Here is a 23,997-nt window from a genome sequence, read left to right as displayed (position 1 = left end):
TAAAAAAAAAAAAAAAAAAATCAAGGACACTGGAAAAAATGTTTAATTTGACTGCGGTAATACAATTATTAGCTACAAAAACCTTTAGGATTTATAAACAAAGGAATGAAATAAGCAAAACAAAGGCAACTGAAAAGTTGCTTTTTTTGTAAGTGATTTTGATATTGGCTTGATGGGCGGAAACCTTTCCAGCTTGATCTCGGCACACAGAAATTCTGACTTTGGCTGCTTTCTTCCGAACCTGACCAGGTAAACCAGACACTATTGCGAGGAACCGAAAAGGTTTCCATAGAATTAACCGAACGGTTAATGGCGCACATTATCCTATAAGCAAATTCCGATTGCAAATCTTTCTCTGATAATTATACTTTGAGCGGCTAAAGATTATTCTATTCAAACAAGGAAAAATATGACCGCACTTTCAGTTCAAGAATTCTGGCAAAAAATCAAAACAGCCTTAGCAGAAACAGATCCTTATGAAAAATGTCGATTAGTTAACTACTTATATGATGAAATTTTACCTAACATCACTTTAGATAAACTAGAAGATTTTCCGATTGTAGTACCAGAACAAGATATCGTTGGAATTCCAACTAAACCATCACTTGTTGCGCCTAAAGATGTACCTAAACGTTCTTTTGCTACAAATGAAGGCTATGCTGCAACATTACACTCCATTGCACATATTGAATTTAATGCAATAAATCTTGGCTTAGATGCTGCTTGGAGATTTGGTCGTAAGGCACAAGAGGAACTCAATCAAGGCATGCCTTTTATCAAAGATTGGCTTAGGGTTGCATGCGAAGAAAGTACTCATTTTGCGCTCATTAATGAGCATTTAAAAACATTAGGTTATCAATATGGTAATTTTGAAGCTCATGCGGGTCTATGGGAAATGGCTCAAGCAACAGCACATGATATTTGGGAACGAATGGCATTAGTGCCCAGAGTTTTAGAAGTAAGAGGATTAGATGCAACGCCTGTACTACAAGAAAAAATTGCACAGCGCAAAGATTTTGATGCGGTGGCAATTTTAGATATTATTTTGCGTGACGAAATTGGCCATGTTTCGATTGGAAATCATTGGTATCATGCGCTTTCAGCCAAACGCCAACTAGATGCAATGAAATGTTTTGGGGAGCTCTTGCATAAGTATCGTATAGTGATTTTCAAAGGTGTCATTAATACTGATGCTCGTATTCAAGCAGGATTTACGCAATACGAATTAGACTGGATCTATGAAATTGAACAAACTTTAAAATCCTATATCAAAAATAATTAATTATTTTATTTTGTTAGTTGTACTCGACTTTTAAAAATAAGGGATATGCTTTAAAATACAGCGTATCCCTACTCTACGCAAAACCGCATTATGAAATTCAATATTCCAACTATTCTCACTTTATTTCGGGTTGCTTTAATCCCTTTTTTTATTCTGGCATTTTATTTGCCATTTAGCTGGGCTCCATTTCTAACAACACTTATTTTTTTTATTGCATCAGTAACTGATTGGCTAGATGGATATTTAGCTAGAAGATGGAACCAAAGCACACCTTTTGGTGCATTTTTAGATCCTGTTGCAGATAAAGTGATGGTTGTTGCAGCTTTAACCTTAGTTGTTGAATATCAAAATGCTTTTTGGGTAACTATACCAGCAATCATCATGATTTCTCGTGAGATTATTATTTCAGCGCTAAGAGAATGGATGGCAGAACTTGGTAGTCGTAGCAAAGTGGCTGTATCTTGGCTAGGTAAAGTAAAAACAGCCTCCCAAATGCTTGCTCTTGGTGGACTTTTATGGCGTTACAATCCATTAATGGAGATTACAGCTATTATCTTTCTATATATAGCAGCAATCTTAACTGTATGGTCGATGTTTCAATATTTAGCTATTGCCAAAAATTACCTTTTAGCTGATAGTGAATAATGTAGATAAAACGCTCAATTCTAATATAAAAAACCACAACACTTTTAACACAGATTTATTTTTAATCACTTGAATAATTTTTGCAATTTTTTATTTGACTCAAGATCAAAAATCAGTAAAATGCACACCTGTTGTCAGGCAGCACTGATAATTAAGCGGGAATAGCTCAGTTGGTAGAGCACAACCTTGCCAAGGTTGGGGTCGCGAGTTCGAGCCTCGTTTCCCGCTCCAAATTAAATCAGCGTTCTTGATGCCCGAGTGGTGAAATCGGTAGACACAAGGGATTTAAAATCCCTCGCCTTTCGAGGCGTGCCAGTTCAAGTCTGGCCTCGGGCACCATTATTTAAAGATGACAATGATGAAAGAGATAGTTGCGATGAGCGACTTTTTTTATGCCTGAAATTCAGAATACATTAGATTGAAAATATATAAATTACTCCCATAAAAAATGGTGCAAGATTTTAAACCTTGCACCATACAAAAAATTCAACCGCACTTACAGATTATTTAAATCCAACACATCAGTCATATCAAAAAGTCCTTTCTGTTTAGAAGAAATCCATTTTGCTGCACGTACTGCCCCATTGGCAAATGTCATTCTGCTAGAGGCTTTATGGGATATTTCTACCCGTTCACCAATATCCGCAAACCATACTGTATGCTCGCCCACAACATCGGCTGCACGAATAGTAGAAAAACCAATCTCATCTCGTTTACGCTCGCCAGTAATACCTTCTCGAGCAAATACCCCATGCGTCTTTAAATCTCTGCCTAAGGTTTTAGCAATATGCTCGCCCATAGATAAAGCTGTGCCAGATGGAGCGTCTACTTTATGGCGATGATGAGCCTCAATTACTTCAATATCGCAATAATCCCCCATAACTTTTGCCGCTTTATCTAAGAGCTTAAACACTAAATTCACGCCCACACTGTAATTTGAGGCAAAAACAATAGCGATGTTCTGTGCTGCTTGTTGGATCGCTTGTTTACCTTGCTCATCAAATCCAGTAGTACCAATAATCATATTTTTTTGTTGCTCAACACAAAATGCTAAGTGCTGAATTGTGCCTTCTGGACGAGTAAAATCAATTAATACATCAAAATTATCTTTTCCTTGCGCTAAATTATCAGTGACTTTAACCCCAATAGCGCCAATACCTGCTAACTCGCCAGCATCAGCCCCGACTAAAGATGAGCCAGTACGCTCAAAGGTTGCGCCAAGTTCAACGCCTTCCGCATTATATACAGCTTGGATTAACTGGCGACCCATTCTACCGCCAGCACCAACAATCCCAATTCTTAACGTCATTGTATTCCTCCTTGTATTTATCAATTGCCAAGACCTAAGGAAAAACCACTATAAATTAAATATCCACCAAAACAAAGAAAAAAGATCCCAGCAAAATTATCAATGTAACGACTATATTGGCTATAAAATCTTTTTACCGATTTGTGAGAAAAAATAAGCGCAATAAAGGAAAAATATAAAAAAACTTCAAGAGTTAATAAGAAAAGTGCGGTAATGATTTGCCATGTTTCGGTTAAATTCACTAACACAAAAGACATCACACTACTGAAGAAAATAATTGCCTTTGCATTAGACAGATTAATCAATAATCCTTTTAAAACCTCTTTGCCAATACTCGTTTTTGAGCTTTTTTCTGGTTCAGCGCTTTCAAATTCAACATTTGTATTCGTTTTTACCATTAATATGCCAAGATAAGCCAAATAGCTACCACCTAGCACCATGATAATGCCCTGTAAACTAGGATAAGTTGTCAATAAAACGGCTAAACCAAGAATAGCTGAAGTTGCCCAAACCAAACAACCTAAGCTAATACCAAAAGATGCACAAATCGCATTTCTTTTAGAATGGCTCGCTGCTAAGCGACTAATGTAGAAAAAATCGGGACCTGGTGTCAGTAAACCGAATAAATTAACTAATAATAAATTCAACATAATTAATCCTTACATAAAATAGCGCAAGATAAAAACACTGATTACTGCGTACATGGCTGCCAAAACATCATCTAGCATAATGCCGAAACCGCTTTCTAATTTATGATCAAAATAGCGAATAGGGTAAGGTTTTAAAATATCGAAGAAACGAAATGTAATGAAAGCAATGCTGCACCAAAGCAAGGACAAATCAGGTATAGCAAGCAATACGATAAAAATGCCAACAAACTCATCCCAAACAATTGAGCCATGATCATGAACGCCCATATCATCTGCTGTTTTTTGACAAAGGTAGCAACCTAATAGGAAACAAAGTGCGGTGGTAATTGCAAAAGAAAATGCGGACATAACCTGCAACAGCAACCACCCCACAATTAAGCCGGCAAGCGTACCCCAAGTGCCCGGTGCAGGTCGAATGAGCCCAGAACCTAAACCAAGAGCAAGAAAATGAATGGGATTAGTTAAAGAAATACGAGATAAAGGATTACCTGCCATAGTGAAATCTTATTTAAAATGATCGAAACCTTGTAATGAATCTAGCTCAACAGGTTTTCCATTACGCTGAAAACTAATACGCTGTTTATGACGAATTTGCCCAACACAACTATAATTTACGCCAATATGCGCTAAAGCTCGCTCTAACTTTTCACGATTGCGATCTGGCACAGTAAAGCAAAGTTCATAATCCTCTCCGCCTGTTAAAGCAAATTTCTCTGCCTGCGCCAAGCCTACAGTTTCGATTAATTGTTCAGACAAAGGCAACTTGTCTAAATCAATCACTGCCCCACATTGGCTACGTTGCAGAATATGTCCTAAATCCGCAATAAAACCATCTGAAATATCAATAGCGGCATTGGCTAGCTCCGCACTTGCTAATTCTAATCCGAGCAAAACTCGAGGCGTTGGGCGCAAATGGCGCTGAATTAAATATTCTTGCTCAAACGTAACCGCACTTTGTGCCCCCATTTGCTCTTGTTCAGCATTTTGTAGCAACAATGCAAGCCCAGCTGCACTATCTCCGAGAGTGCCAGAAACATAGATCCAATCACCATCTTGTGCACTATGACGACAAAGCGCTTTGCCTTTCGGTACAATGCCTTGAGCAGTAATAGTGATGGTATAAACAGGGCCTTTAGTAGTATCGCCACCAATTAGCGCCACATTATAATGATCCAATACATCAAATAAACTTTGGCTAAATTCACTCAGCCATTGCTCATCAACATGAGGCAAAGTAATAGCAAGGGAAAACCATGCTGGCGTTGCCCCCATGGCAGCAAGATCACTTAAATTAGTAGCAGCAGCTTTATAAGCTAAATCGGCAGGCTTAATGGAAGGTAGAAAATGCGTATTTTCTACCATGGTATCAGTGGTTATTGCGATACGTTGATTTTGGTAATGTTCAGTAATGGCGCAATCATCACCGATAGAAACAATCACATCTTTCCGCTGGAGGCGTTTTGATGCGGTGAAATAGCGCTGAATAATATCAAATTCGCCATTACTCATTCTGATAAACCCAGTTATTTACGATAGTTATTTGCGAGAAAGTGCGGGAGCAATTTTATCTAAAACACCATTGATGTATTTATGGCTTTCTTCAGCACCAAATACTTTCGCTACCTCAATCGCCTCATTGATCACGACTTTATAAGGGACGTCTAATTCAAATTTCAGTTCATAAACCGCCAAGCGTAAAATGGCACATTCGATTGGATCTAACTCTGCAGTATTACGATCTAAATAAGGCGCCATTGTGCTATCAACAACATCAACATTATTCACTGTTTGGCGAAATAATTTTCTGAAATACGGCATATCAACGCCTTTCATTTCGTCATCTTGATCCACAATGAAATTTAATTCTATTTCTTCAGGTGCATTTTTTGAAATAGCCCAAGAATAAAGGGTTTGTACCGCACATTCTCTTGCTCTACGGCGCGGAGATAATTTTTTAACTTGTTCTGTCATTTTTATCTATTACGCCTTGTCAATTTGAGCTAATAAATTCACCATTTCTAATGCAACTAATGCTGCTTCTGCGCCTTTATTACCTGCTTTAGTACCTGCACGCTCAATAGCTTGTTCGATATTTTCAGTAGTTAATACCCCAAAAGCAACTGGCACTTCAGCTTGCATTGCAACTTGTCCCAAGCCACTACTCGCCTCGCCTGCCACATATTCAAAATGCGCAGTACCACCACGAATAACTGTACCTAATGCCACAATCGCATCATATTTTTTGCTATCTGCTAAACGGCGAGTCACTAAAGGTAATTCATAAGCACCAGGAGCACGCACTAAAGTAATATTTTCTTCTTTAACTTGACCAATACGTTTAAGCGCATCTAAAGCGCCTTCTAATAAACTTTCATTAATAAAACTGTTAAAACGAGCAATAACAACAGCAATTTTTGCATTTGGCGCTGCAACCATACCTTCTAAAACTTTCATTCTTTTTCCTATTTGGCAATAAAATAAATCGGGTGCGGATTTTAGCATAAAAAATCTAGCCGATGTAGAAATTTATCTTTAGCGAAAACTACTTTCAATACGTTCTTGCAATAGTAAACGCTCTTGCTCGGTTAAGGCTTGATTATGCTTATTAGTCAAAATAAAGAAATCCTCTACTTTTTCCCCAATGGTAGAAATTTTTGCATTTAATAAATTCAGCTCTAATTGGGTAAATATTTGACTAATTTCTGCTAACAAGCCTGCTCTATCTAAGGAACAAAGCTCCATTTCCGTTTGTGCTTGTTTATGCACATTTAAAAATCTTACCTCAGTTTTAACGTAAAAATGTTGCAATTTATGATTGTTCATTCTAATTGCTTTAGGTAATTTGTCACTTTCTAATCCTGCTATTAATGCGCTTTCTAACTGGCGGCGGCGATCATTTTGTAACAAACTTCCATCTAATTCCGTAATGATAAAACTGTCAAACACATAACCATTTGTCCCTGTGATAATTTGCGCCCCATGAATACTCAGTTTCTTAGCACCAATAATACTGGCGACTTTATAAAATAAATGAGCTTGGTCTTGGCAATAAATAAACACTTCTGTGCCAGCGGAAGAAAAACGATTACTCACCTTAACTAAGAAATTATGCTCATTATTGAGCAATAATTCTGAATGCCATGCGATTTGTTTTGGTGTATTACGTAAAAAATATTCACAAGGAAAATCTTGCCAAAGTTGTTCAATTTGTTCTTCCGACAAAAATCCATATTTTTGCTGCAACAAAATCCATGCTTGTCTGCGATGTTCTTCGGCTTTCTTTTGATGATCTAATAAATTGTCCATTCCTTGCTTAAACTGATCTAAGCTGTATTGATATAAAGTCGTAAATAAAGATCTTTTCCAACTATTCCATAAGGTTTCATTGGTTGCACAAATATCCGCCACAGTTAAACAAGTTAAATAATTTAACCGCACTTTATTTTTCATTTCTTCAGCAAAATCTAAAATGACTTGCGGATCATGAATATCTCGGCGTTGCGCGGTAATCGACATAAGTAAATGTTGCTCAACTAGCCATGCCATAGTGTCAATTTCTCGATTATCAAATCCATGTTGCTGCGCAAAAATACGCATATCAACAGCCCCTAATTCCGCATGATCGCCACCACGCCCCTTGGCAATATCATGAAATAAGGCAACAAGGTACAGCAAAGTGCGGTCTGTTAATTCAGAGAAAATAGTATGGCAAATAGGATGACTATGTTTTGCTTCATCCTGTAAAAAACCCTCTAATTTCAGCATTACACGCAAGGTATGCTCATCAACTGTATAAGAATGAAATAAATCAAATTGCATCAAGCCTTTAATTCCACACCATTGCGATAAATAAATATTCAATACGCCATATTTGTGCATTGGCAATAAGGCTCGAGAAATAGGATTAGGTTGTGAAAATAAACGTAAAAATTTTTCTCTGGCAAGAGGTAAATCTGACAAATTCCCTGTAAATTGTTGAATGGCAATATATAGCTTACGCAAGGTTGCAGAATGAATTTCTGTATTAGATCTTTGAGTCAAATAATAAAAAAGATCGAGTATTTTATCTGGCGTTTGCAGAAAAATATCGGGATTTTTAACACAAATCCCATTATTAATAAGGTAAAAATCTGTATCTAAAACCTGCTGTTCAATAATTTGTGAACGAGCCACAAAATGCTCTTGGTAATGCTTAACTAAAATATCACTTAATACTGAAATAGATTGTAGCGCTTGGAAAAAGACTTTCATCATTTTCTCAACGCCTTGATTTCCTTTACCGACAAAACCAAGCAGCTCGCACACTTTAAGTTGGCGATCAAATAACAAACGATTGTCATAGCGTTTTAAAATTAAATGTAAAGCAAACCGCACTTGAAATAAAAATTGCTGGCTTTTTTTCAATAACGCATATTCTTGTGGATAAATAAAGCCAGCATGCAAAATATCCTCTAAATTTTTGGCACCAGTATGTTTCAATGCAAGCCAATAAATAAGATGCAAATCACGCAAGCCACCGGGACTGTATTTTAAGTCTGGTTCAAGGTTGTAGCTAGTATTGTGATAACGCTGATGACGAGCAATTTTTTCAGCGACTTTAGCGTTAAAAAAGTCTTCAATTTGCCAAAAGTCTTCTTGTTGCAAAAGTGCGGTTAATTTTTGCAATAAATCTTGTTGACCACATAAATATCGGCTTTCTAATAAATTTGTTGCAATACTAATATCTTCTCGTCCAGCTTGTTCACATTGTGCTAAAGTCCGTACAGAATGGCCAACCTCAAACCCGCAATCCCAAAGGAATTGAATAAAAGTCGCTATTTTTTCTTCTAATTCAGCACTAGGCTCCTCTTCCCCTAACAATAAAACATCCAAATCGGACAGAGGAAAAAGCTCTTCTCGCCCATACCCCCCCACTGCAATAAGAGTTAAATGGCTTTGATCCAATTGGAAATATTGCCACAAATGAATTAACAGTTGATCACAAAAGGTTGAGCGATTATGAATTAGCTGATCCACAGATAATTGCTGAAAATGAGCCAATTCAAATTGTTTAAGTTGCTCTTTCTGTGCTTTGATTGTTGCGATTGTAGGATTGGGAGTTGGAAGATAAGAAAACATAAGTTGCCCTAAAAATAAATAAAAGAAATGCAACCTTGAAAGATTGCATTTCTAAATTGATAAATTACATATTAACCATTATTCGACTAATTCGCCCAGCTTGTTCTTCTTCCTCACGAATTGTCATCACTTCACAGCCGTCTTTGGTTACAACAACTTGATGTTCATATTGAGCTGAATGGCTACGATCCTTGGTTTTTACTGTCCAACCATCGCCCATTAAACGCACTTCTTTTTTACCAGCATTAATCATAGGTTCAATGGTAAAAACCATGCCTTCACGCAAAATAACACCACCGTCATCAGCATAATAATGCAACACTTGAGGATCACTATGGAACTCCGTACCAATACCATGTCCACAATACTCACGCACCACACTAAAACCTTGGTTTTCCGTATATTTTTGTACTGCTCGCCCAATTTCATTTAAACGAACACCAGGTTTTACCGCTCGCAAACCAATATATAAGGCTTCTTGTGCTGCCTCAACTAATTTTTGGCTACGAATATTGGTTTCTCCCACAATATACATTTTGGAATTATCGCCAAAATAACCGTCTTTAATCACAGTCACATCAATATTGACAATATCGCCATGCTTCAGCACTTTGTCTTCACTTGGGATGCCATGACAAACAACTTCATTTAAAGAAATACAAGTCGCTTTTGGAAAGCCATGATAGCCTAAGCAAGCAGGAATTGCTTTTTGTTCGTTAACAATATATTCGTGACAAAGACGATCTAATTCGCCTGTCGTTACACCTGCCTTAACATAAGGCTCAATCATGACCAATACATCAGAGGCTAATTTACAAGCAGTGCGTAACTTTACTATTTCTTCTTCTGTTCTAATTGGAATTGCCATAATTTCTTCTCTACGTCATAAAAAATTTGTGGCGCATTATAACATTAAATTTTTTATAAATCTTGAATGGTTTAGTTGGTTATTAGATAATAGCCCACTGATTTTTAATACAAGGCAAGATTAGTGGAAGATATTATGACAGATATTGCAGTTCCTTTAACATTTACTGATGCAGCAGCAAATAAGGTCAAAACCTTAATTTCAGAAGAAGAAAATAGCGAATTAAAATTACGAGTTTACATTACTGGCGGCGGTTGTAGCGGTTTCCAATATGGTTTTACTTTTGATGAAAAAACCAATGACGGCGATTTAGTTATCGAAAATTCAGGGGTAAAATTAGTGGTAGATCCTATGAGCTTACAATACCTTATCGGCGGCACTGTTGATTACACTGAAGGCTTAGAAGGTTCGAGATTTATTGTAAACAACCCAAATGCTTCAACAACTTGTGGTTGTGGCTCATCTTTTAGCATTTAATATTTTTACTATTTAAATTATGGACTATCAATTTACTCGCTATCCAGATCAAGTCGTGGTCAAATTTTCTATGGAACATCAAGCGATAGCAAATTGGTTCAATACAGAAGTGCGGTTAAATTCTCAATTAATTCCTACCGCACTTAATTACCTACAACAAGCCAAACAATCTCATAGCAAACAAGAATTTAGCCTGATTGGTAGTGAGTTTTCTCTCTTTATTAATGAAGATGAAGTCATGATCAAAGCAAATAATCTAGCTATTGATGAACAAGACGAATTAGAAGATGACTTCCATTATTACGATGAAGAAAGTATCGCTTTCTGTGGCTTAGAAGATTTTGAACAATTTTTACAATCCTATCTTTCTTTTATTGCTTAAACTAATCAATGATCAATGACAGCGAAACAAAAGCAAAATACAGCTCAATCCAAAAAGAAAAGCAAAAAGCAACGTTTTTTGCTTTTTAGTGCAAAACTTGGTTTCACTTTATTATGTGGAGCTGCATTCTACGGCATCTATTTAGACGGAAAAATCCGTACCAAAATGGACGGGCAAATTTGGCAATTACCTGCCGAGGTTTATAGCCAAATTGAAAGTATTCGTTTATCTGATCAATTAAGCTTAGAGCAAATAAAGCAAATTCTATTAGAAAATGAATATCGCCAAACAACCATGATTGCGGCACCCGGCGATTTTAAAATTGAAGATAATACCTTAGTTATTTTACGCCGAGCTTTTCCTTTCCCAAATCATCCTGAAGCACAACGTGTTTTTCGCTTGCGTTTCAACAATAATAAATTAGCAGTCATTGAAGATTTAATTAGTGTTAAAACAATTGATGAATTTCGTTTGGCACCCAAATTGATTGCAATGTTGCAATCAAATAAAGAAGAACGTTTAGCAATTCCATTGCAGCATTATCCAAGATTATTAATCGATACCTTACTTTTAACCGAAGATCGCCGCTTTTATGAACATGATGGGATAAGTTTACTGGGGATTACTCGAGCTTTAATTACCAATATCAAAGCAGGTCATAATGTACAAGGTGGAAGTACATTAACACAACAACTCGTAAAAAATTTATTTTTAAGCAATGAACGGACTTTAAGCCGTAAAGTGAATGAAGCCTTAATGGCGATCATTTTAGATTTTCGCTACGATAAAAATCGCATTTTAGAAACCTACCTTAATGAAATTTATTTGGGACAAAATGGCGATACACAAATTCATGGTTTTGAATTAGCTAGCCACTTTTATTTTGGTCTGCCTATTCGAGAAATCAGCTTGGATCAAATCGCACTCTTAGTAGGAATGGTAAAAGGTCCTTCACTCTATAACCCTTGGCGTAATCCACAAAATGCCTTAGAACGCCGTAATGTTGTACTAAAACTCATGCTCGATCACAAAGTGATCAGTGATGAACTCTATGAGTTGCTCAGTAAACGCCCCTTAGGTGTTCAAAAGAAAGGACAAATTAACCGCAAATACCCAGCATTTATCCAAACTTTACAACAAGAATTAAGGGAAAAATTAGGCGAAAATAAACTCTCTACTTTATCTGGTGCAAGAATTTTCTCTACTTTAGATCCAAAACAGCAAGAATATGCGGAAAAATCAGTAATAAAAACAGTTTCAGAGTTACAACTGAAACATAAAAATCCACATTTAGAAAGTGCGATGGTAATTGCAGATTATAAAACGGGTGAAATCCGAGCGATTGTTGGAGGGCTACAAACAAACTACGCTGGATTTAACCGCGCTTTAAATGCTCGCCGCCAAATTGGTTCTTTAGTCAAGCCATCTATTTATTTGGCTGCCTTGTCCGATCCTGAGCAATTCCGCCTCAATAGCCCTATTCAAAATCAGCCGATTACCATTCGTATCAAAGGAAGTCAGCCTTGGCAGCCTCGCAACTACGATAGAAAGTATAGTGGTTCAGTCATGCTTATGGACGCCCTTGCACGTTCACTCAATATTCCAACGGTGAATATTGGTATGAAGGTGGGTTTAAGCAAAGTCATTGACACTCAAATGGCAATGGGTTGGGATAATGTCAAAATCCCTAAAGTACCAGCCACATTATTAGGGAGCTACTCTATTTCCCCTTATGATGTGACTAAATTATTCCAAACTATTGCTAATGAAGGAAAACATATTCCATTATCCACTCTCGATAGCATAACAGATCAACAAGGAAACCTGATTTATCAACGCCCAATCGTGCCACAACAAGTAGTTCCACAAGAAGCCGCATTCCAAACCTTATTTGCGATGCAACAAGTTGTTGAGCGAGGAACCGCTCGTAGCTTACAAAATCAGTATGCTTCACTTAATCTTGCTGGAAAAACGGGAACAACCAACGAAGCAAGAGATACTTGGTATGTGGGTATTGATGGCGAAAATGTAGTGACTGTATGGCTGGGACGAGATGATAATGGCGAAACAAAATTAACTGGTGCAAGTGGCGCATTAAAAATCTACCAAGATTATTTATCTCGAGCAGAAGTTCAAAAATTAAAGCCACAAAAACCAGCACAAATTGAATGGATTGGCATCAATTCTTATGGTGGTTGGGACTGCTCTAGTTCTCGAACTATTCCTGTCTGGATAAATAACGGACAAATATTCTGCAACAATGCCCCAGAACCTAGCGAGCCAAGACCATCTATTTGGGATGTCCTATCCGCACCAGTGGAAGATGCGAAACCCGTGCCATAACCTTCCTTTTATTCTAAAAAATAGCGAGTTCAAGCTCGCTATTTGATTCTGATACCCTCTTTCAACAAATCTTTCTTAAATAACACCGCACTTTTATGAATTTTATTCATATAAAACGTGAAAATTATGAGATTGCATCATTTATCACTTTTATTGCATTATAGCTTCACGCAGACGTTTAGACGTCTATTTGATTTAAAATGAAATATAGGAGATTCGATTATGACAACATTCCACGTTTTAGGCTTTCCACGTGTTGGGGCAAAAAGAGAGTTAAAATTCGCTCAAGAGCGTTACTGGCGTAAAGAGTTAGCAGAGCAAGATTTATTAGATTTAGCTAAAGCATTGCGTGAAAAAAATTGGAAACATCAAGCAGATGCAAAAGCTGATTTTGTCGCAGTGGGTGATTTCACCTTTTACGATCACATTTTAGATCTACAAGTGGCAACGGGAGCGATCCCAGCTCGTTTTGGGTTTGATAGCCAAAATTTAACCCTTGATCAATACTTCCAACTGGCTCGTGGTAACAAAGCACAATTTGCGATTGAAATGACCAAATGGTTCGATACCAACTATCACTATTTAGTGCCAGAATTCCACAAAAATACCCAATTTAAAGCGAATCCAGCTCATTATGTGAACCAGATTCGTGAAGCCAAAGCGGCAGGACACAACGTTAAACCTGTGATTGTTGGGCCTTTAACATTCCTTTGGTTAGGTAAAGAAAAAGGTGAAGCCTTCAACCGTTTTGAGTTACTCAATCAACTGGTGCCTGTGTATGTTGAAATTTTAAACGCGTTAGTGGCAGAAGGTGCTGAGTGGATTCAAATTGATGAACCCGCTCTTGCGTTAGATTTACCACAAGAATGGGTTGAAGCTTACAAAACCGTTTATGCCGAACTGAGCAAAGTCAATGCGAAATTATTGCTCGCTACCTATTTTGGATCTGTGGCAGAACACGCTGAATTATTGAAAGCCTTGCCAGTGGACGGTTTACATTTAGATTTAGTGCGTGCTCCAGAGCAACTGGCTGCCTTTGAAGATTACAGCAAAGTGTTATCTGCGGGCGTGATTGAAGGGCGTAACATTTGGCGTGCAAACTTAAATGCAATGCTTGATGTGTTAGAGCCGCTACAAGCGAAATTGGGCGAGCGTTTATGGATTGCCCCAAGCTGTTCATTATTGCATACCCCTTATGATTTAAGCGTGGAAACACAACTTCAAGCGAAAAATCCTGATCTCTATTCTTGGTTAGCCTTCACTCTACAAAAACTGGAAGAATTAAGCGTGATTAAGACCGCACTTGAGCAAGGTCGTTCTGCGGTAGCAAGCGAGTTATCAGCAAGCCAAGCAGCCGCTGATGCTCGTACCAACAGCAAAGAAATTCATCGTCCAGAAGTGGCGGAGCGTTTAGCAAACTTACCTGCCAATGCGGATCAACGTAAATCGCCGTTTAGCGAACGTATCAAATTGCAAAATGCGTGGCTAAACCTACCGCTGTTACCAACCACCAATATTGGCTCATTCCCACAAACAACGGAAATCCGCCATGCTCGTGCAGCCTTTAAGAAAGGCGATTTATCCCTTGAAGATTACGAAGCAGCGATGAAAAAAGAGATCGAGCTTGTGGTGCGTGAGCAAGAAAAATTAGATTTAGATGTGCTTGTACATGGCGAACCAGAGCGTAATGACATGGTGGAATATTTCGGCGAATTATTAGACGGTTTTGCCTTCACCAAATTCGGCTGGGTACAAAGCTACGGTTCACGCTGTGTGAAACCACCAGTAATTTATGGCGATGTGGTTCGCCCTGAACCGATGACAGTGCGTTGGTCACAATATGCGCAAAGCCTTACACAAAAAGTGATGAAAGGAATGCTAACTGGCCCTGTAACTATCCTGCAATGGTCATTCGTGCGTAACGACATTCCACGTTCAACGGTATGTAAACAGATCGGCGTGGCACTTTCCGATGAAGTGTTAGATTTAGAAAAAGCGGGCATTAAAGTGATCCAAATTGACGAACCCGCAATTCGTGAAGGCTTGCCACTCAAGCGGGCAGATTGGGATGCTTATTTGCAATGGGCAGGCGAAGCTTTCCGTTTAAGCTATATGGGCGTGGCGGACGACACACAAATTCACACCCATATGTGTTATTCCGAATTTAACGACATTCTGCCAGCTATTGCAGGCTTAGATGCGGACGTGATCACCATTGAAACTTCTCGTTCTGATATGGAATTATTAACCGCTTTCGGCGATTTCAAATATCCAAACGACATCGGTCCAGGCGTGTACGATATTCACAGCCCACGAGTGCCAACGGAGGAAGAAATCGAACGCTTACTTCGCAAAGCCCTCAACGTTGTACCAAAAGAGCGTTTATGGGTAAACCCAGACTGCGGCTTAAAAACTCGTGGCTGGCCTGAAACCATCGCACAGCTTGAAGTGATGATGGCAGTAACCAAAAAATTACGTGCGGAATTGGCGTAGTCGAAATAATCCTAAAATAGAAAATACAAAACGGGCAGATCGAAAATCTGCCCTTTGAGTTGCAAAAAAAAACAAAAATACCACCGCACTTTTCCCTTTCCTATTTCATATAAAAAGACCTTATCACCCACAATTAATAATAATTCTCAATATTATTGACATTATCTATTTTTTCCTTAAAATTATTGCGCTTTTTACGCAAATTTATAATAACAGGATTATTTCAATATGAATAAATTAGTCAAAACACTGATTGCAACGGCTTTAGCCAGCTATATATCATCAATAGCTTATGCTGATGATGTTGAGGCGGAGCTTGATGCAATTGAGGTTGTAGGGCAAAAAATTAAAGAAAAGGACGAAGCATTCAAGAAATCAGGTGCGGTTAGTATTAGAGATGAAATTAATAATTCATCGAAAGATTTAGATGAAATTATCCGTTCAACGCCTGGTGCTTTTACTCAAATGAATAAAGCAGCTGGTGCGGTTACTGTCAATATAAGGGGTGCTACTGGGCTTGGACGTGTTAATTCTATGGTCGATGGTGTAACTCAAACTTTTTATAGTAGTGGTGGTGATACGGGTACAAAGGGTGGTGGTGCAGGTTCTCAGTTTGGTGCAGCAATAGATCCGCTCTTGTTAACTAGCGTTGAAGTGAATCGTGGTTCTTTTAAAGGGGCTGGTGGTGCAAATGCTTTAGTCGGTTCGGCAAATTTCAAAACTATTGGTGTTGATGATATTTTAAGACTAGATAAAAATTTTGGTGGAATTGTTAAATACTCGTTTGGAGATAATGATTTAAGACCTGAGTTTATGATTGGGTTAGCGGGTAAACATTTCTTTGATTATGGTGGTACGTTGGGCGTTTTGTATGCACACACACGTAAAACTATTACGCAAGATTATCAAGTAGGGGGGGGAGAAACCCACCAGCAAATTTCCGAAAGAGATACCGCACTTATCGCCGAAGAATATCGACGAGCCTATGGTGACGCCTCTCCTTATGATATAAGACCTTTTGATCCAGACAAAGTAAAACAAAAGCCACAAAGCCATTTATTCAAGATTGAATATGTAGATAACTATAATACCCTTGGTTTGCAATATAGAACATTGAAAAATCATTTAGCGGGACGTTCGATTAACACTGATACTAAACAAATTAACTATAATTTTGTCATTCCTAATAACGATTTAGTAAACTTCAATTTTCTTTATTCAAAAAATACTAATAGTCAAAATTATGATGTTGGTGCAACGATTATCAATAGAAAAATTCTGCAACCATTACAAGGAAAAAATAAATCTACCACTATTGATATTAATAATATATTTAAGTTTAATCTTCCTGCAGAAACAACTCTCACGCTGACCCCTGGTTTTAACTGGTTAAAAAATGATTATTCAAGAAATCGTTACCCAGATGAATTAAGAATTTTTAAAGTGTGTGAGGATGATGACGACTCTGAATGTGTCAAATCATTGGGAGAACTCAATCCTTCTGGCACAACTAATCTTTATACGAAAGTCAATGCGTCATTACCAACAAACTCATTTTTCCCACCAGGTGAACAAAAAAACAAAACTTTTTACTTTAATAACAAATTAGAATGGAAAATTTTTACGTTGGATTACAACTTTAATATTGTCAAATCTAATACAAGGGGACAAGTTCTCACCTCGGTAGATCAGGAATACTCTAAATTAGCATCAGAGTTAGATGAAATTGAGGATACTTTAAAAAAACTGCGTAGACAGGGTAATAATCAAGCGCAAAGACAAATATTGCAACAACGAAAAACTGAATTAGAACAAGCCCAAGAAGAATTTGATAAAAAATATGAATACGATAGAGATGACGGATACAAAAAAAGACCTACCTTTATTAATTATAATAGCGTAAATCATACATTTAAAAATTATTCAGCAACTTTAACAGCAGATATAAATCATTATTTCACACCTTTTATTAGCTATGCAAAAACTCATAGAGTACCTACCGTTCAAGAAATATTTTTCTCTAGTTTAACCGATGCTGGTGTTAATCTAAATCTTAAACCTGAAACAGCAAGGACTCAGCAAATTGGTTTTAATGGTTTTGTGGAAGGTGCTATTACAGCTACGGATAAAATAGGTTATAAGGTAACAGCCTATAGAACAAGAATTGATGATTTTATTCATAATGTCTACAGTCTTAAAAGTATCAGAGGTATCAATCCAATACATGGTAGCCAAATAGTTCCTGCTTTACAGCACAGAAACTATCAAGAAACCGTTAAAATCAGAGGATTTGAAACAGAAATCAATTATGATATGGGAAAATTTTTTGTTAATTTAGCCTACGCAAGACAAAAAACCAATCAACCAGCTTCCTATAGTGATATACCACGAACTGCCGCCAATGCTGATGAACAACAAGCTGAAGCACAAAGCTTTGGTTTGACAAAAGTGACTATTTTACCAAATAGCTATGGTTCATTAGAGCTTGGAACAAGATTTTTCGACAATAAACTCACCATTGGTGCTATTGCTAAGTATTATGGAAAAAGCAAAAGAACTAAGTTTGACCCAATAGAGATTTGTAAAGGTGGGCGAGTTTATTTTGATAAAGATGCCAATAGAAAAGTTTGCCCTAATAGTAAAACGAAAGATCTTTCAGAAAGAATTGGCGGTATCGCAGAGTACGAGGAAATTGGTAGTCAACTATTTGTCTATGATTTGTATGTTACATATGAACCAACGGAAAACCTGATGTTGAAATTATATGTCGATAATATCACTGACGTAAGATATGCCAATCCGCTTGATGCTAACAATGATGCGGCATCACAATATGCTAGGTTAACGCATGCGACTAAAAATGCTAATGGTGATTATTTCTACACTAAAGCATTCCAAAACAACTTTGCGAGAGGAAGAACCTTTAAGTTTAGTTTGTCTTATAAATTCTGATAAATTTTAGTCTGCAAAGCTATAAAAATAACCGCACTTTTAAGCTGATCTCAAAAAGTGCGGTTGGTTTTATGTTTAAGTTTAATACACAACCATACGTTGCGGACGGATAATATTATGTTCATCAATAATCGCTACGCCTAAAAATAAATTGTTAGGCGAAATCAACCGCACTTGTCCTTGTATTCTTTGTGCATTGACAAATTTCACTCGCTGACCAAAGCCTACAGCTTTTGTTTGTTCTTCTGTTAGAACTAATTGTGGTAAACGAATAACTGCGGTATCCATTGGCAGAAGATGTTGATCTAACAAATCTAAATCGTCTTGCTCTACCAGTTGCTGCAATTGTTCTAACGTCATCATTTTGTCACGAGGATAATCAGCAACGCCAATACGGCGTAGCATAGTTACATGAGCCCCACAGCCCAAAACCTCACCAATATCATCAACTAAAGTTCTAATATAAGTGCCTTTAGAACAATGTACTTCCAAAGTCAAATAAGGCTCTTGATAGTCAATAAACTTCAATTCAAAAATGCTTATTGGACGAGCTTCTCGCTCAACAGTGATGCCAGCTCGAGCATATTCATACAAAGGTTTGCCTTGATGTTTTAGCGCTGAAAACATAGTTGGCACTTGCATAATATCACCACGAAATTGCTGAAGTGCGGTCAAAATTTTTGCTAAATCCACATTCACTTCACGTTCTTGTACAACTTGCCCATCAGCATCTGAAGTATCAGTGCGCTCACCTAATTTCGCAATCACTTGATAGCGTTTATCTGCATCAAGTAAATACTGCGAAAATTTTGTTGCCTCACCCAAACAAATTGGCAACATTCCTGTTGCCAATGGATCAAGTGCCCCAGTATGCCCAGCTTTATTTGCTTGGAACAGGCGTTTCACTTTTTGCATAATATCGTTGGAACTCATTCCTTGTGATTTATCCAACAAAAAAATACCATTAACATCACGCCCTTTTTTACGTGGTTTATTCATTTCTATCTTCGTCTACTCTTCCACATGACGTTTTTTATCTTCACGTACAACACTAGTTACAAGGTTAGACATGCGCATACCTTCTACTAAAGATTGGTCATAAATAAAGCGTAATTCAGGTACAATACGCAAACGCATTGCTTTACCTAATAGGCTACGAATATAAGGACTTGCTTTCTCTAATCCCTTCATGCCTTGTTCGATTGCACTTTCATCATGATCAAATAAGAAAGTAACAAAAACTTTGGCATAGGCTAGATCGCTTGATACTTCCACATCAGAAACAGTTACCATACCAATGCGAGGATCTTTAACTTCTCGCTGTAAAATAATTGCGACTTCTTTTTGTAGCTCTTGTGCTACTCTATCACTACGTTTAAATTCTCTTGCCATTTTTTACTCTTCTTCTGAAACAAAGTGCGGTCATATTCAACCGCACTTTTGTCATTGAGTTTCAATTAAATTGAACGTTTAACTTCAACAACTTCAAAGACTTCGATTTGGTCGCCAACTTTAACGTCATTGTAGTTCTTAACACCGATACCGCATTCCATACCATTACGTACTTCGCTAACGTCATCTTTGAAACGGCGTAAAGATTCAAGTTCACCCTCAAAAATGACCACGTTATCACGCAATACACGAATTGGATTGTTACGTTTAACGATACCATCAGTTACCATACAACCAGCAATTGCCCCAAATTTTGGATGACGGAAAATATCTCGCACTTCTGCCAAACCAATAATTTCTTGTGTAAATTCAGGTTGTAACATACCGCTCATTGCCGCTTTGATTTCGTTTAATAATTCATAGATGATTGAATAATAACGTAAATCAATATGTTCATTTTCAATCACTCGGCGTGCTGTCGCATCAGCACGAACATTAAAACCAATCATAATTGCGTTTGATGCTGCCGCAAGAGTTGCATCAGTTTCAGTAATTCCACCAACACCAGAACCCACAACTTTCACTTTTACTTCTGCAGTTGACAAATCATGCAAGGCTTGAATAATAGCTTCCACAGAACCTTGAACGTCCGCTTTCACGATTACATTTAATTCTGCGACTTCTCCATCAGCCATGTTGTTAAACATATTTTCCAATTTCGCTTTTTGCTGACGAGCTAGTTTTACTTCACGGAATTTACCTTGACGATAAAGGGCAACTTCACGTGCTTTTTTCTCATCACGTACAACAGTTGCTTCATCACCTGCAGTGGCTACACCTGAAAGACCTAATACCTCCACTGGAATTGAAGGACCTGCGGATTGAATCTCCTTACCGTTTTCATCACGCATTGCACGCACACGACCATACTCAAAGCCACAAAGTACAATATCGCCACGATTTAATGTACCTGATTGAACAAGGATAGTTGCCACTGGGCCACGACCTTTGTCTAAATAAGATTCAATCACGACACCGCTTGCCATACCATCTTTAACTGCGGTTAATTCTAACACTTCAGATTGCAGAAGAATTGCCTCTAGTAAATCATCAATACCTAATCCTTTTTTCGCAGAAACTGGAACAAATTGCACATCTCCACCAAATTTCTCCGAAATCACTTCATGTTGTAATAATTCTTGTTCAATACGATCAGGATTCGCCTCTGGTTTATCGATTTTATTGATAGCAACAACAATCGGAGCTCCTGCTGCTTTAGCATGTTGAATTGCTTCGATAGTTTGTGGCATCACACCATCATCAGCAGCTACCACAAGCACAACGATGTCTGTTGCTTTTGCTCCGCGAGCACGCATAGAAGTAAAAGCCGCATGCCCTGGAGTATCTAAGAATGTGATCATTTTCCCATCATCGGTTTCAACATGATAAGCACCGATATGCTGAGTAATACCTCCTGCTTCACCTGCAGCAACTTTTGCTTTACGTATGTAATCAAGTAATGAAGTTTTACCATGGTCAACGTGCCCCATAATGGTAACAACTGGTGCACGTTGAACTTTTTCACTATTCACATCACGATCTTCCATTACTGATTGTTCAAGCTCATTTTCTTTACGAAGAATAACTTTGTGTCCCATTTCTTCGGCAACAAGTTGAGCGGTATCTTGATCGAGTACTTGGTTAATGGTCACCATTTCGCCCATTTTCATCATAGTTTTTATGATTTCAGTGACTTTCACTGCCATTTTCGATGCGAGTTCCGCCACAGTAATGGTTTCGCCAATCACAACATCGGCTTTAGCAACTTGAGCTGGCTTAGTAAAGGCTTGTTGCAATGCACTGCCTTTTTTACCCTGTTTGCCTTTACCTTTCGCATCTTTTTGGTTACGACGATCTGATTGGCGTTCATTTTTATTGCCATTTTCATCATCACGTCCACCTTTTTTAGCTTTAGCAACTTTATTTTTGCCACGACCACGGCTTTCATTACGACGCTCTTCTTCATCTTCTGCTTCAAGCGCATAACTAGAGGTTAGATGGTAATCGCTATAATCATCTAATGTGGTATTGTCATTGTCGCTATCGTCAAAATCAGCATAACGTTTTGCTTCTTCCGCTGCTTTACGTGCTTTTTCTTCTGCTTTCTGGCGAGCTAATTCGTCAGCTTTACGACGTAATTCTGCTTCTTCTGCACGGCGTTTTTCTTTTTCAGCATCCACTTTCTTGTTTGCTTTTGCCTGTTCTGATTTAGCTTGTGCTAATTTTGCTTTTTCAGCCTTTTCTTGCTCAGCCTTAGCTTTTTCTGCCTCTAATTTAGCTTTCTCCGCCGCAGCTTTTTCTGCAGCCGCTTTTTTCTCTGCTTCTTCTTTTGCTTTTAACTTAGCTTGTTCTTCCGCTTTACGTGCAGCATCAGTGGTCACTGTACGTTTTTTACGAACTTCAACCTGAACTTCTTTGCTTTTTCCTGTTGTGCTTGTACCGCTCACAGTGGTTTTTGTTCGGCGCTGAATACTCAACTTTTTGGGTGCATTTTCTTTTTTTACTTCATCTACCATAATTCTATTACCCCTTCTTTTTAGCTGAACCAACAGATATTACGTGCTGCCATAATTAAATCCGCAGCCTGTTCAGCACTTAACTCTTCAATATCAGCTAAATCATCAACGCCTTGCTCTGCTAATTCTTCAAGAGTTGTAATTTGTTTTTCTGACAATTTGAATGCGATATGACGAGTCATACCTTCTAAATTTAATAATTTTTCTTCAATATGCGCTTGTTTTAGTGCCTCTTCTTCCGCTAATGCCATAGCGGTAATTGCATTTTTCGCACGAGCTTGTAATTCTTCAACGAGATCTTCATCTTCTAAGCCATCAATTGCTGTTAACTCATTAACTGCAACATAAGCGATTTCTTCCAGATTAGTGAACCCTTCATCAACAAGAATGTGTGCAAACTCTTCGTCAATCTCAAGTGCGGTCATAAATAAGCTTAAAATCTTATTGTCTTCTGCTTGATGTTTAGCATTTAGATCATCTGTTGTCATAACATTTAATGCCCAACCAGTTAGTTGTGTCGCTAAACGTACATTTTGACCATTACGTCCAATAGCTTGCGCTAAGTTTGCTGCTTCCACAGCAATATCCATAGAATGATTATCTTCATCAACCACAATTGAACTTACATCAGCTGGTGCCATAGCATTAATCACAAATTGTGCAGGATTGTCATCCCATAACACAATGTCAACTCGCTCGCCGCCTAATTCATTAGTAATAGCTTGCACTCGAGCGCCACGCATACCGACACAAGCACCCACTGGGTCAATGCGTTTATCATTACTTTTCACTGCAATTTTGGCACGTAAACCAGGATCACGTGATGCACCTTTAATTTCAATTAACTCTTCGCCAATTTCAGGTACTTCAATACGGAATAATTCGATGATCATCTCTGGTTTTGCACGAGTGACAAATAATTGTGCACCTTTGCTTTCTGGGCTCACTTTATACAACACACCACGAACTCTATCACCCGGACGGAAATTTTCACGTGGTAACATATCTTCACGCAACATCACTGCCTCTGCATGTTGACCAAGATCCAAAATAATAGAATCACGATTTACTTTTTTCACTGTACCAGTAACAATTTCGCCTTCTTGTGAGCGGAATTGCTCGACAATTTTGTTACGCTCAGCTTCACGGATTTTCGTACTGATCACTTGGCGTGCTGTTTGCATCGCAATACGATCAAAAGCAATAGACTCAATTTGATCTTCAATATAATCGCCTACTTTAACTTCTGGATTTTCAAATTGAGCAGCTTCTAAAGTAATCTCTTTTGTTGGATGGCTAACAGTTTCAACCACTAGCCAACGGCGGAAAGTATCAAATTCGCCCGTTTTTGTATTAATAACAACACGAACATCTATTTCTTGTTCATATTTTTTCTTCGTAGAAAGCGCAATGGCACTCTCTAATGCTTCAAAAATTTTCTCGCGAGGTAATAATTTTTCATTGGACACTGCTTCAGCAGCTAATAGAATTTCTTTACTCATTTCTTTCT

At 37.9% G+C, this 23,997-nt stretch carries 19 protein-coding genes, 2 tRNA genes and 1 other RNA gene; 9 read left to right on the top strand and 13 right to left on the bottom strand.

Annotated features, from left to right (window positions below; translation table 11 throughout):
- Nucleotides 1-182: 182 nt before the first annotated feature.
- Nucleotides 183-281, bottom strand: an RNA gene (gene ffs / locus B0186_RS01515) — signal recognition particle sRNA small type.
- A 128-nt stretch (nucleotides 282-409) separates the two neighbouring features.
- Between ffs and B0186_RS01510 the strand changes: the two genes are divergently transcribed.
- From B0186_RS01510 to B0186_RS01495, 4 genes are all read left to right on the top strand, one after another.
- Nucleotides 410-1,282 carry a ferritin-like domain-containing protein gene (locus tag B0186_RS01510; protein WP_078217618.1) on the top strand — a complete coding sequence of 291 codons (873 nt, stop codon included), beginning with the start codon at nucleotides 410-412 and terminating at the stop codon, nucleotides 1,280-1,282.
- Nucleotides 1,283-1,372: 90 nt separating this feature from the next.
- Complete coding sequence (gene pgsA / locus B0186_RS01505) at nucleotides 1,373-1,927, top strand: CDP-diacylglycerol--glycerol-3-phosphate 3-phosphatidyltransferase (RefSeq protein ID WP_078217617.1); 555 nt, start codon at nucleotides 1,373-1,375, stop codon at nucleotides 1,925-1,927.
- Between the two features lie 155 nt (nucleotides 1,928-2,082).
- A tRNA-Gly gene (locus B0186_RS01500) sits at nucleotides 2,083-2,158 on the top strand.
- A gap of 21 nt (nucleotides 2,159-2,179) precedes the next feature.
- Nucleotides 2,180-2,266, top strand: a tRNA-Leu gene (locus B0186_RS01495).
- Between the two features lie 157 nt (nucleotides 2,267-2,423).
- Here B0186_RS01495 and dapB read toward each other — a convergent pair.
- The 8 genes from dapB to map all read right to left on the bottom strand — a co-directional run bounded on the left by dapB (nucleotide 2,424) and on the right by map (nucleotide 9,872).
- Nucleotides 2,424-3,236, bottom strand: coding sequence for a 4-hydroxy-tetrahydrodipicolinate reductase (dapB, locus tag B0186_RS01490; RefSeq protein ID WP_078217616.1), 813 nt, complete (start codon nucleotides 3,234-3,236; stop codon nucleotides 2,424-2,426).
- Between the two features lie 20 nt (nucleotides 3,237-3,256).
- A complete protein-coding gene (locus tag B0186_RS01485) occupies nucleotides 3,257-3,886 on the bottom strand; it encodes a LysE family transporter (RefSeq protein WP_078217615.1) in 630 nt (209 codons plus the stop codon).
- A gap of 9 nt (nucleotides 3,887-3,895) precedes the next feature.
- A complete protein-coding gene (locus B0186_RS01480; protein WP_078217614.1) occupies nucleotides 3,896-4,381 on the bottom strand; it encodes a phosphatidylglycerophosphatase A family protein in 486 nt (161 codons plus the stop codon).
- 9 nt (nucleotides 4,382-4,390) lie between these two features.
- Nucleotides 4,391-5,395, bottom strand: a complete 1,005-nt coding sequence (gene thiL / locus B0186_RS01475) for a thiamine-phosphate kinase (RefSeq protein WP_078217613.1) — start codon at nucleotides 5,393-5,395, stop codon at nucleotides 4,391-4,393.
- A gap of 27 nt (nucleotides 5,396-5,422) precedes the next feature.
- On the bottom strand, nucleotides 5,423-5,857 hold the full coding sequence (gene nusB, locus B0186_RS01470; protein WP_078217612.1) for a transcription antitermination factor NusB: 435 nt from the start codon (nucleotides 5,855-5,857) through the stop codon (nucleotides 5,423-5,425).
- A gap of 9 nt (nucleotides 5,858-5,866) precedes the next feature.
- Complete coding sequence (gene ribH, locus B0186_RS01465; RefSeq protein ID WP_078217611.1) at nucleotides 5,867-6,340, bottom strand: 6,7-dimethyl-8-ribityllumazine synthase; 474 nt, start codon at nucleotides 6,338-6,340, stop codon at nucleotides 5,867-5,869.
- Between the two features lie 78 nt (nucleotides 6,341-6,418).
- On the bottom strand, nucleotides 6,419-9,004 hold the full coding sequence (gene glnD, locus B0186_RS01460; protein ID WP_078217610.1) for a bifunctional uridylyltransferase/uridylyl-removing protein GlnD: 2,586 nt from the start codon (nucleotides 9,002-9,004) through the stop codon (nucleotides 6,419-6,421).
- Nucleotides 9,005-9,068: 64 nt separating this feature from the next.
- Entirely contained in the window at nucleotides 9,069-9,872 is an 804-nt protein-coding gene (gene map / locus B0186_RS01455; RefSeq protein WP_078217609.1) for a type I methionyl aminopeptidase, read from the bottom strand.
- A gap of 135 nt (nucleotides 9,873-10,007) precedes the next feature.
- Here map and erpA point away from each other — a divergent pair, with 135 nt between their 5' ends.
- The 5 genes from erpA to B0186_RS01430 all read left to right on the top strand — a co-directional run bounded on the left by erpA (nucleotide 10,008) and on the right by B0186_RS01430 (nucleotide 18,519).
- Complete coding sequence (gene erpA, locus B0186_RS01450; protein WP_078217608.1) at nucleotides 10,008-10,349, top strand: iron-sulfur cluster insertion protein ErpA; 342 nt, start codon at nucleotides 10,008-10,010, stop codon at nucleotides 10,347-10,349.
- Between the two features lie 19 nt (nucleotides 10,350-10,368).
- Nucleotides 10,369-10,731: a YacL family protein gene (locus B0186_RS01445; protein ID WP_078217607.1), complete on the top strand. Its 363-nt coding sequence runs from the start codon at nucleotides 10,369-10,371 to the stop codon at nucleotides 10,729-10,731.
- A gap of 15 nt (nucleotides 10,732-10,746) precedes the next feature.
- On the top strand, nucleotides 10,747-13,074 hold the full coding sequence (mrcB, locus tag B0186_RS01440) for a penicillin-binding protein 1B (protein ID WP_078217606.1): 2,328 nt from the start codon (nucleotides 10,747-10,749) through the stop codon (nucleotides 13,072-13,074).
- A gap of 222 nt (nucleotides 13,075-13,296) precedes the next feature.
- Nucleotides 13,297-15,567, top strand: a complete 2,271-nt coding sequence (gene metE, locus B0186_RS01435) for a 5-methyltetrahydropteroyltriglutamate--homocysteine S-methyltransferase (protein WP_078217605.1) — start codon at nucleotides 13,297-13,299, stop codon at nucleotides 15,565-15,567.
- A gap of 228 nt (nucleotides 15,568-15,795) precedes the next feature.
- Nucleotides 15,796-18,519, top strand: coding sequence for a TonB-dependent receptor domain-containing protein (locus tag B0186_RS01430; RefSeq protein ID WP_078217604.1), 2,724 nt, complete (start codon nucleotides 15,796-15,798; stop codon nucleotides 18,517-18,519).
- Between the two features lie 81 nt (nucleotides 18,520-18,600).
- On the opposite strand, the gene truB is transcribed toward B0186_RS01430, so the two are convergent.
- The 4 genes from truB to nusA form a co-directional block, all read right to left on the bottom strand.
- Nucleotides 18,601-19,518 (bottom strand): tRNA pseudouridine(55) synthase TruB, encoded by a 918-nt coding sequence (gene truB, locus B0186_RS01425; protein ID WP_078217603.1) that lies wholly within the window; start codon nucleotides 19,516-19,518, stop codon nucleotides 18,601-18,603.
- 12 nt (nucleotides 19,519-19,530) lie between these two features.
- Nucleotides 19,531-19,911, bottom strand: coding sequence for a 30S ribosome-binding factor RbfA (gene rbfA, locus B0186_RS01420; protein ID WP_078217602.1), 381 nt, complete (start codon nucleotides 19,909-19,911; stop codon nucleotides 19,531-19,533).
- A 65-nt stretch (nucleotides 19,912-19,976) separates the two neighbouring features.
- Nucleotides 19,977-22,487, bottom strand: coding sequence for a translation initiation factor IF-2 (gene infB / locus B0186_RS01415; protein WP_078217601.1), 2,511 nt, complete (start codon nucleotides 22,485-22,487; stop codon nucleotides 19,977-19,979).
- A 20-nt stretch (nucleotides 22,488-22,507) separates the two neighbouring features.
- The gene (gene nusA / locus B0186_RS01410) at nucleotides 22,508-23,989 is read right to left on the bottom strand and encodes a transcription termination factor NusA (protein WP_078217600.1); all 1,482 of its coding nucleotides are present in this window, start codon (nucleotides 23,987-23,989) and stop codon (nucleotides 22,508-22,510) included.
- Nucleotides 23,990-23,997: the final 8 nt, after the last annotated feature.

The organism is Canicola haemoglobinophilus (genome assembly GCF_002015075.1).
Lineage (GTDB): Bacteria > Pseudomonadota > Gammaproteobacteria > Enterobacterales > Pasteurellaceae > Canicola > Canicola haemoglobinophilus.
Note: the sequence above shows the minus strand (reverse complement) of the source record. Positions and strands in the feature narration are given on the sequence as shown.

Coding starts and splice junctions, on each gene's coding strand:
- B0186_RS01510 (WP_078217618.1), top strand. CDS start 410: ATGACCGCACTTTCAGTTCAAGAATTCTGGCAAAAAATCAAAACAGCC.
- pgsA (WP_078217617.1), top strand. CDS start 1,373: ATGAAATTCAATATTCCAACTATTCTCACTTTATTTCGGGTTGCTTTA.
- dapB (WP_078217616.1), bottom strand. CDS start 3,236: ATGACGTTAAGAATTGGGATTGTTGGTGCTGGCGGTAGAATGGGTCGC.
- B0186_RS01485 (WP_078217615.1), bottom strand. CDS start 3,886: ATGTTGAATTTATTATTAGTTAATTTATTCGGTTTACTGACACCAGGT.
- B0186_RS01480 (WP_078217614.1), bottom strand. CDS start 4,381: ATGGCAGGTAATCCTTTATCTCGTATTTCTTTAACTAATCCCATTCAT.
- thiL (WP_078217613.1), bottom strand. CDS start 5,395: ATGAGTAATGGCGAATTTGATATTATTCAGCGCTATTTCACCGCATCA.
- nusB (WP_078217612.1), bottom strand. CDS start 5,857: ATGACAGAACAAGTTAAAAAATTATCTCCGCGCCGTAGAGCAAGAGAA.
- ribH (WP_078217611.1), bottom strand. CDS start 6,340: ATGAAAGTTTTAGAAGGTATGGTTGCAGCGCCAAATGCAAAAATTGCT.
- glnD (WP_078217610.1), bottom strand. CDS start 9,004: ATGTTTTCTTATCTTCCAACTCCCAATCCTACAATCGCAACAATCAAA.
- map (WP_078217609.1), bottom strand. CDS start 9,872: ATGGCAATTCCAATTAGAACAGAAGAAGAAATAGTAAAGTTACGCACT.
- erpA (WP_078217608.1), top strand. CDS start 10,008: ATGACAGATATTGCAGTTCCTTTAACATTTACTGATGCAGCAGCAAAT.
- B0186_RS01445 (WP_078217607.1), top strand. CDS start 10,369: ATGGACTATCAATTTACTCGCTATCCAGATCAAGTCGTGGTCAAATTT.
- mrcB (WP_078217606.1), top strand. CDS start 10,747: ATGACAGCGAAACAAAAGCAAAATACAGCTCAATCCAAAAAGAAAAGC.
- metE (WP_078217605.1), top strand. CDS start 13,297: ATGACAACATTCCACGTTTTAGGCTTTCCACGTGTTGGGGCAAAAAGA.
- B0186_RS01430 (WP_078217604.1), top strand. CDS start 15,796: ATGAATAAATTAGTCAAAACACTGATTGCAACGGCTTTAGCCAGCTAT.
- truB (WP_078217603.1), bottom strand. CDS start 19,518: ATGAATAAACCACGTAAAAAAGGGCGTGATGTTAATGGTATTTTTTTG.
- rbfA (WP_078217602.1), bottom strand. CDS start 19,911: ATGGCAAGAGAATTTAAACGTAGTGATAGAGTAGCACAAGAGCTACAA.
- infB (WP_078217601.1), bottom strand. CDS start 22,487: ATGGTAGATGAAGTAAAAAAAGAAAATGCACCCAAAAAGTTGAGTATT.
- nusA (WP_078217600.1), bottom strand. CDS start 23,989: ATGAGTAAAGAAATTCTATTAGCTGCTGAAGCAGTGTCCAATGAAAAA.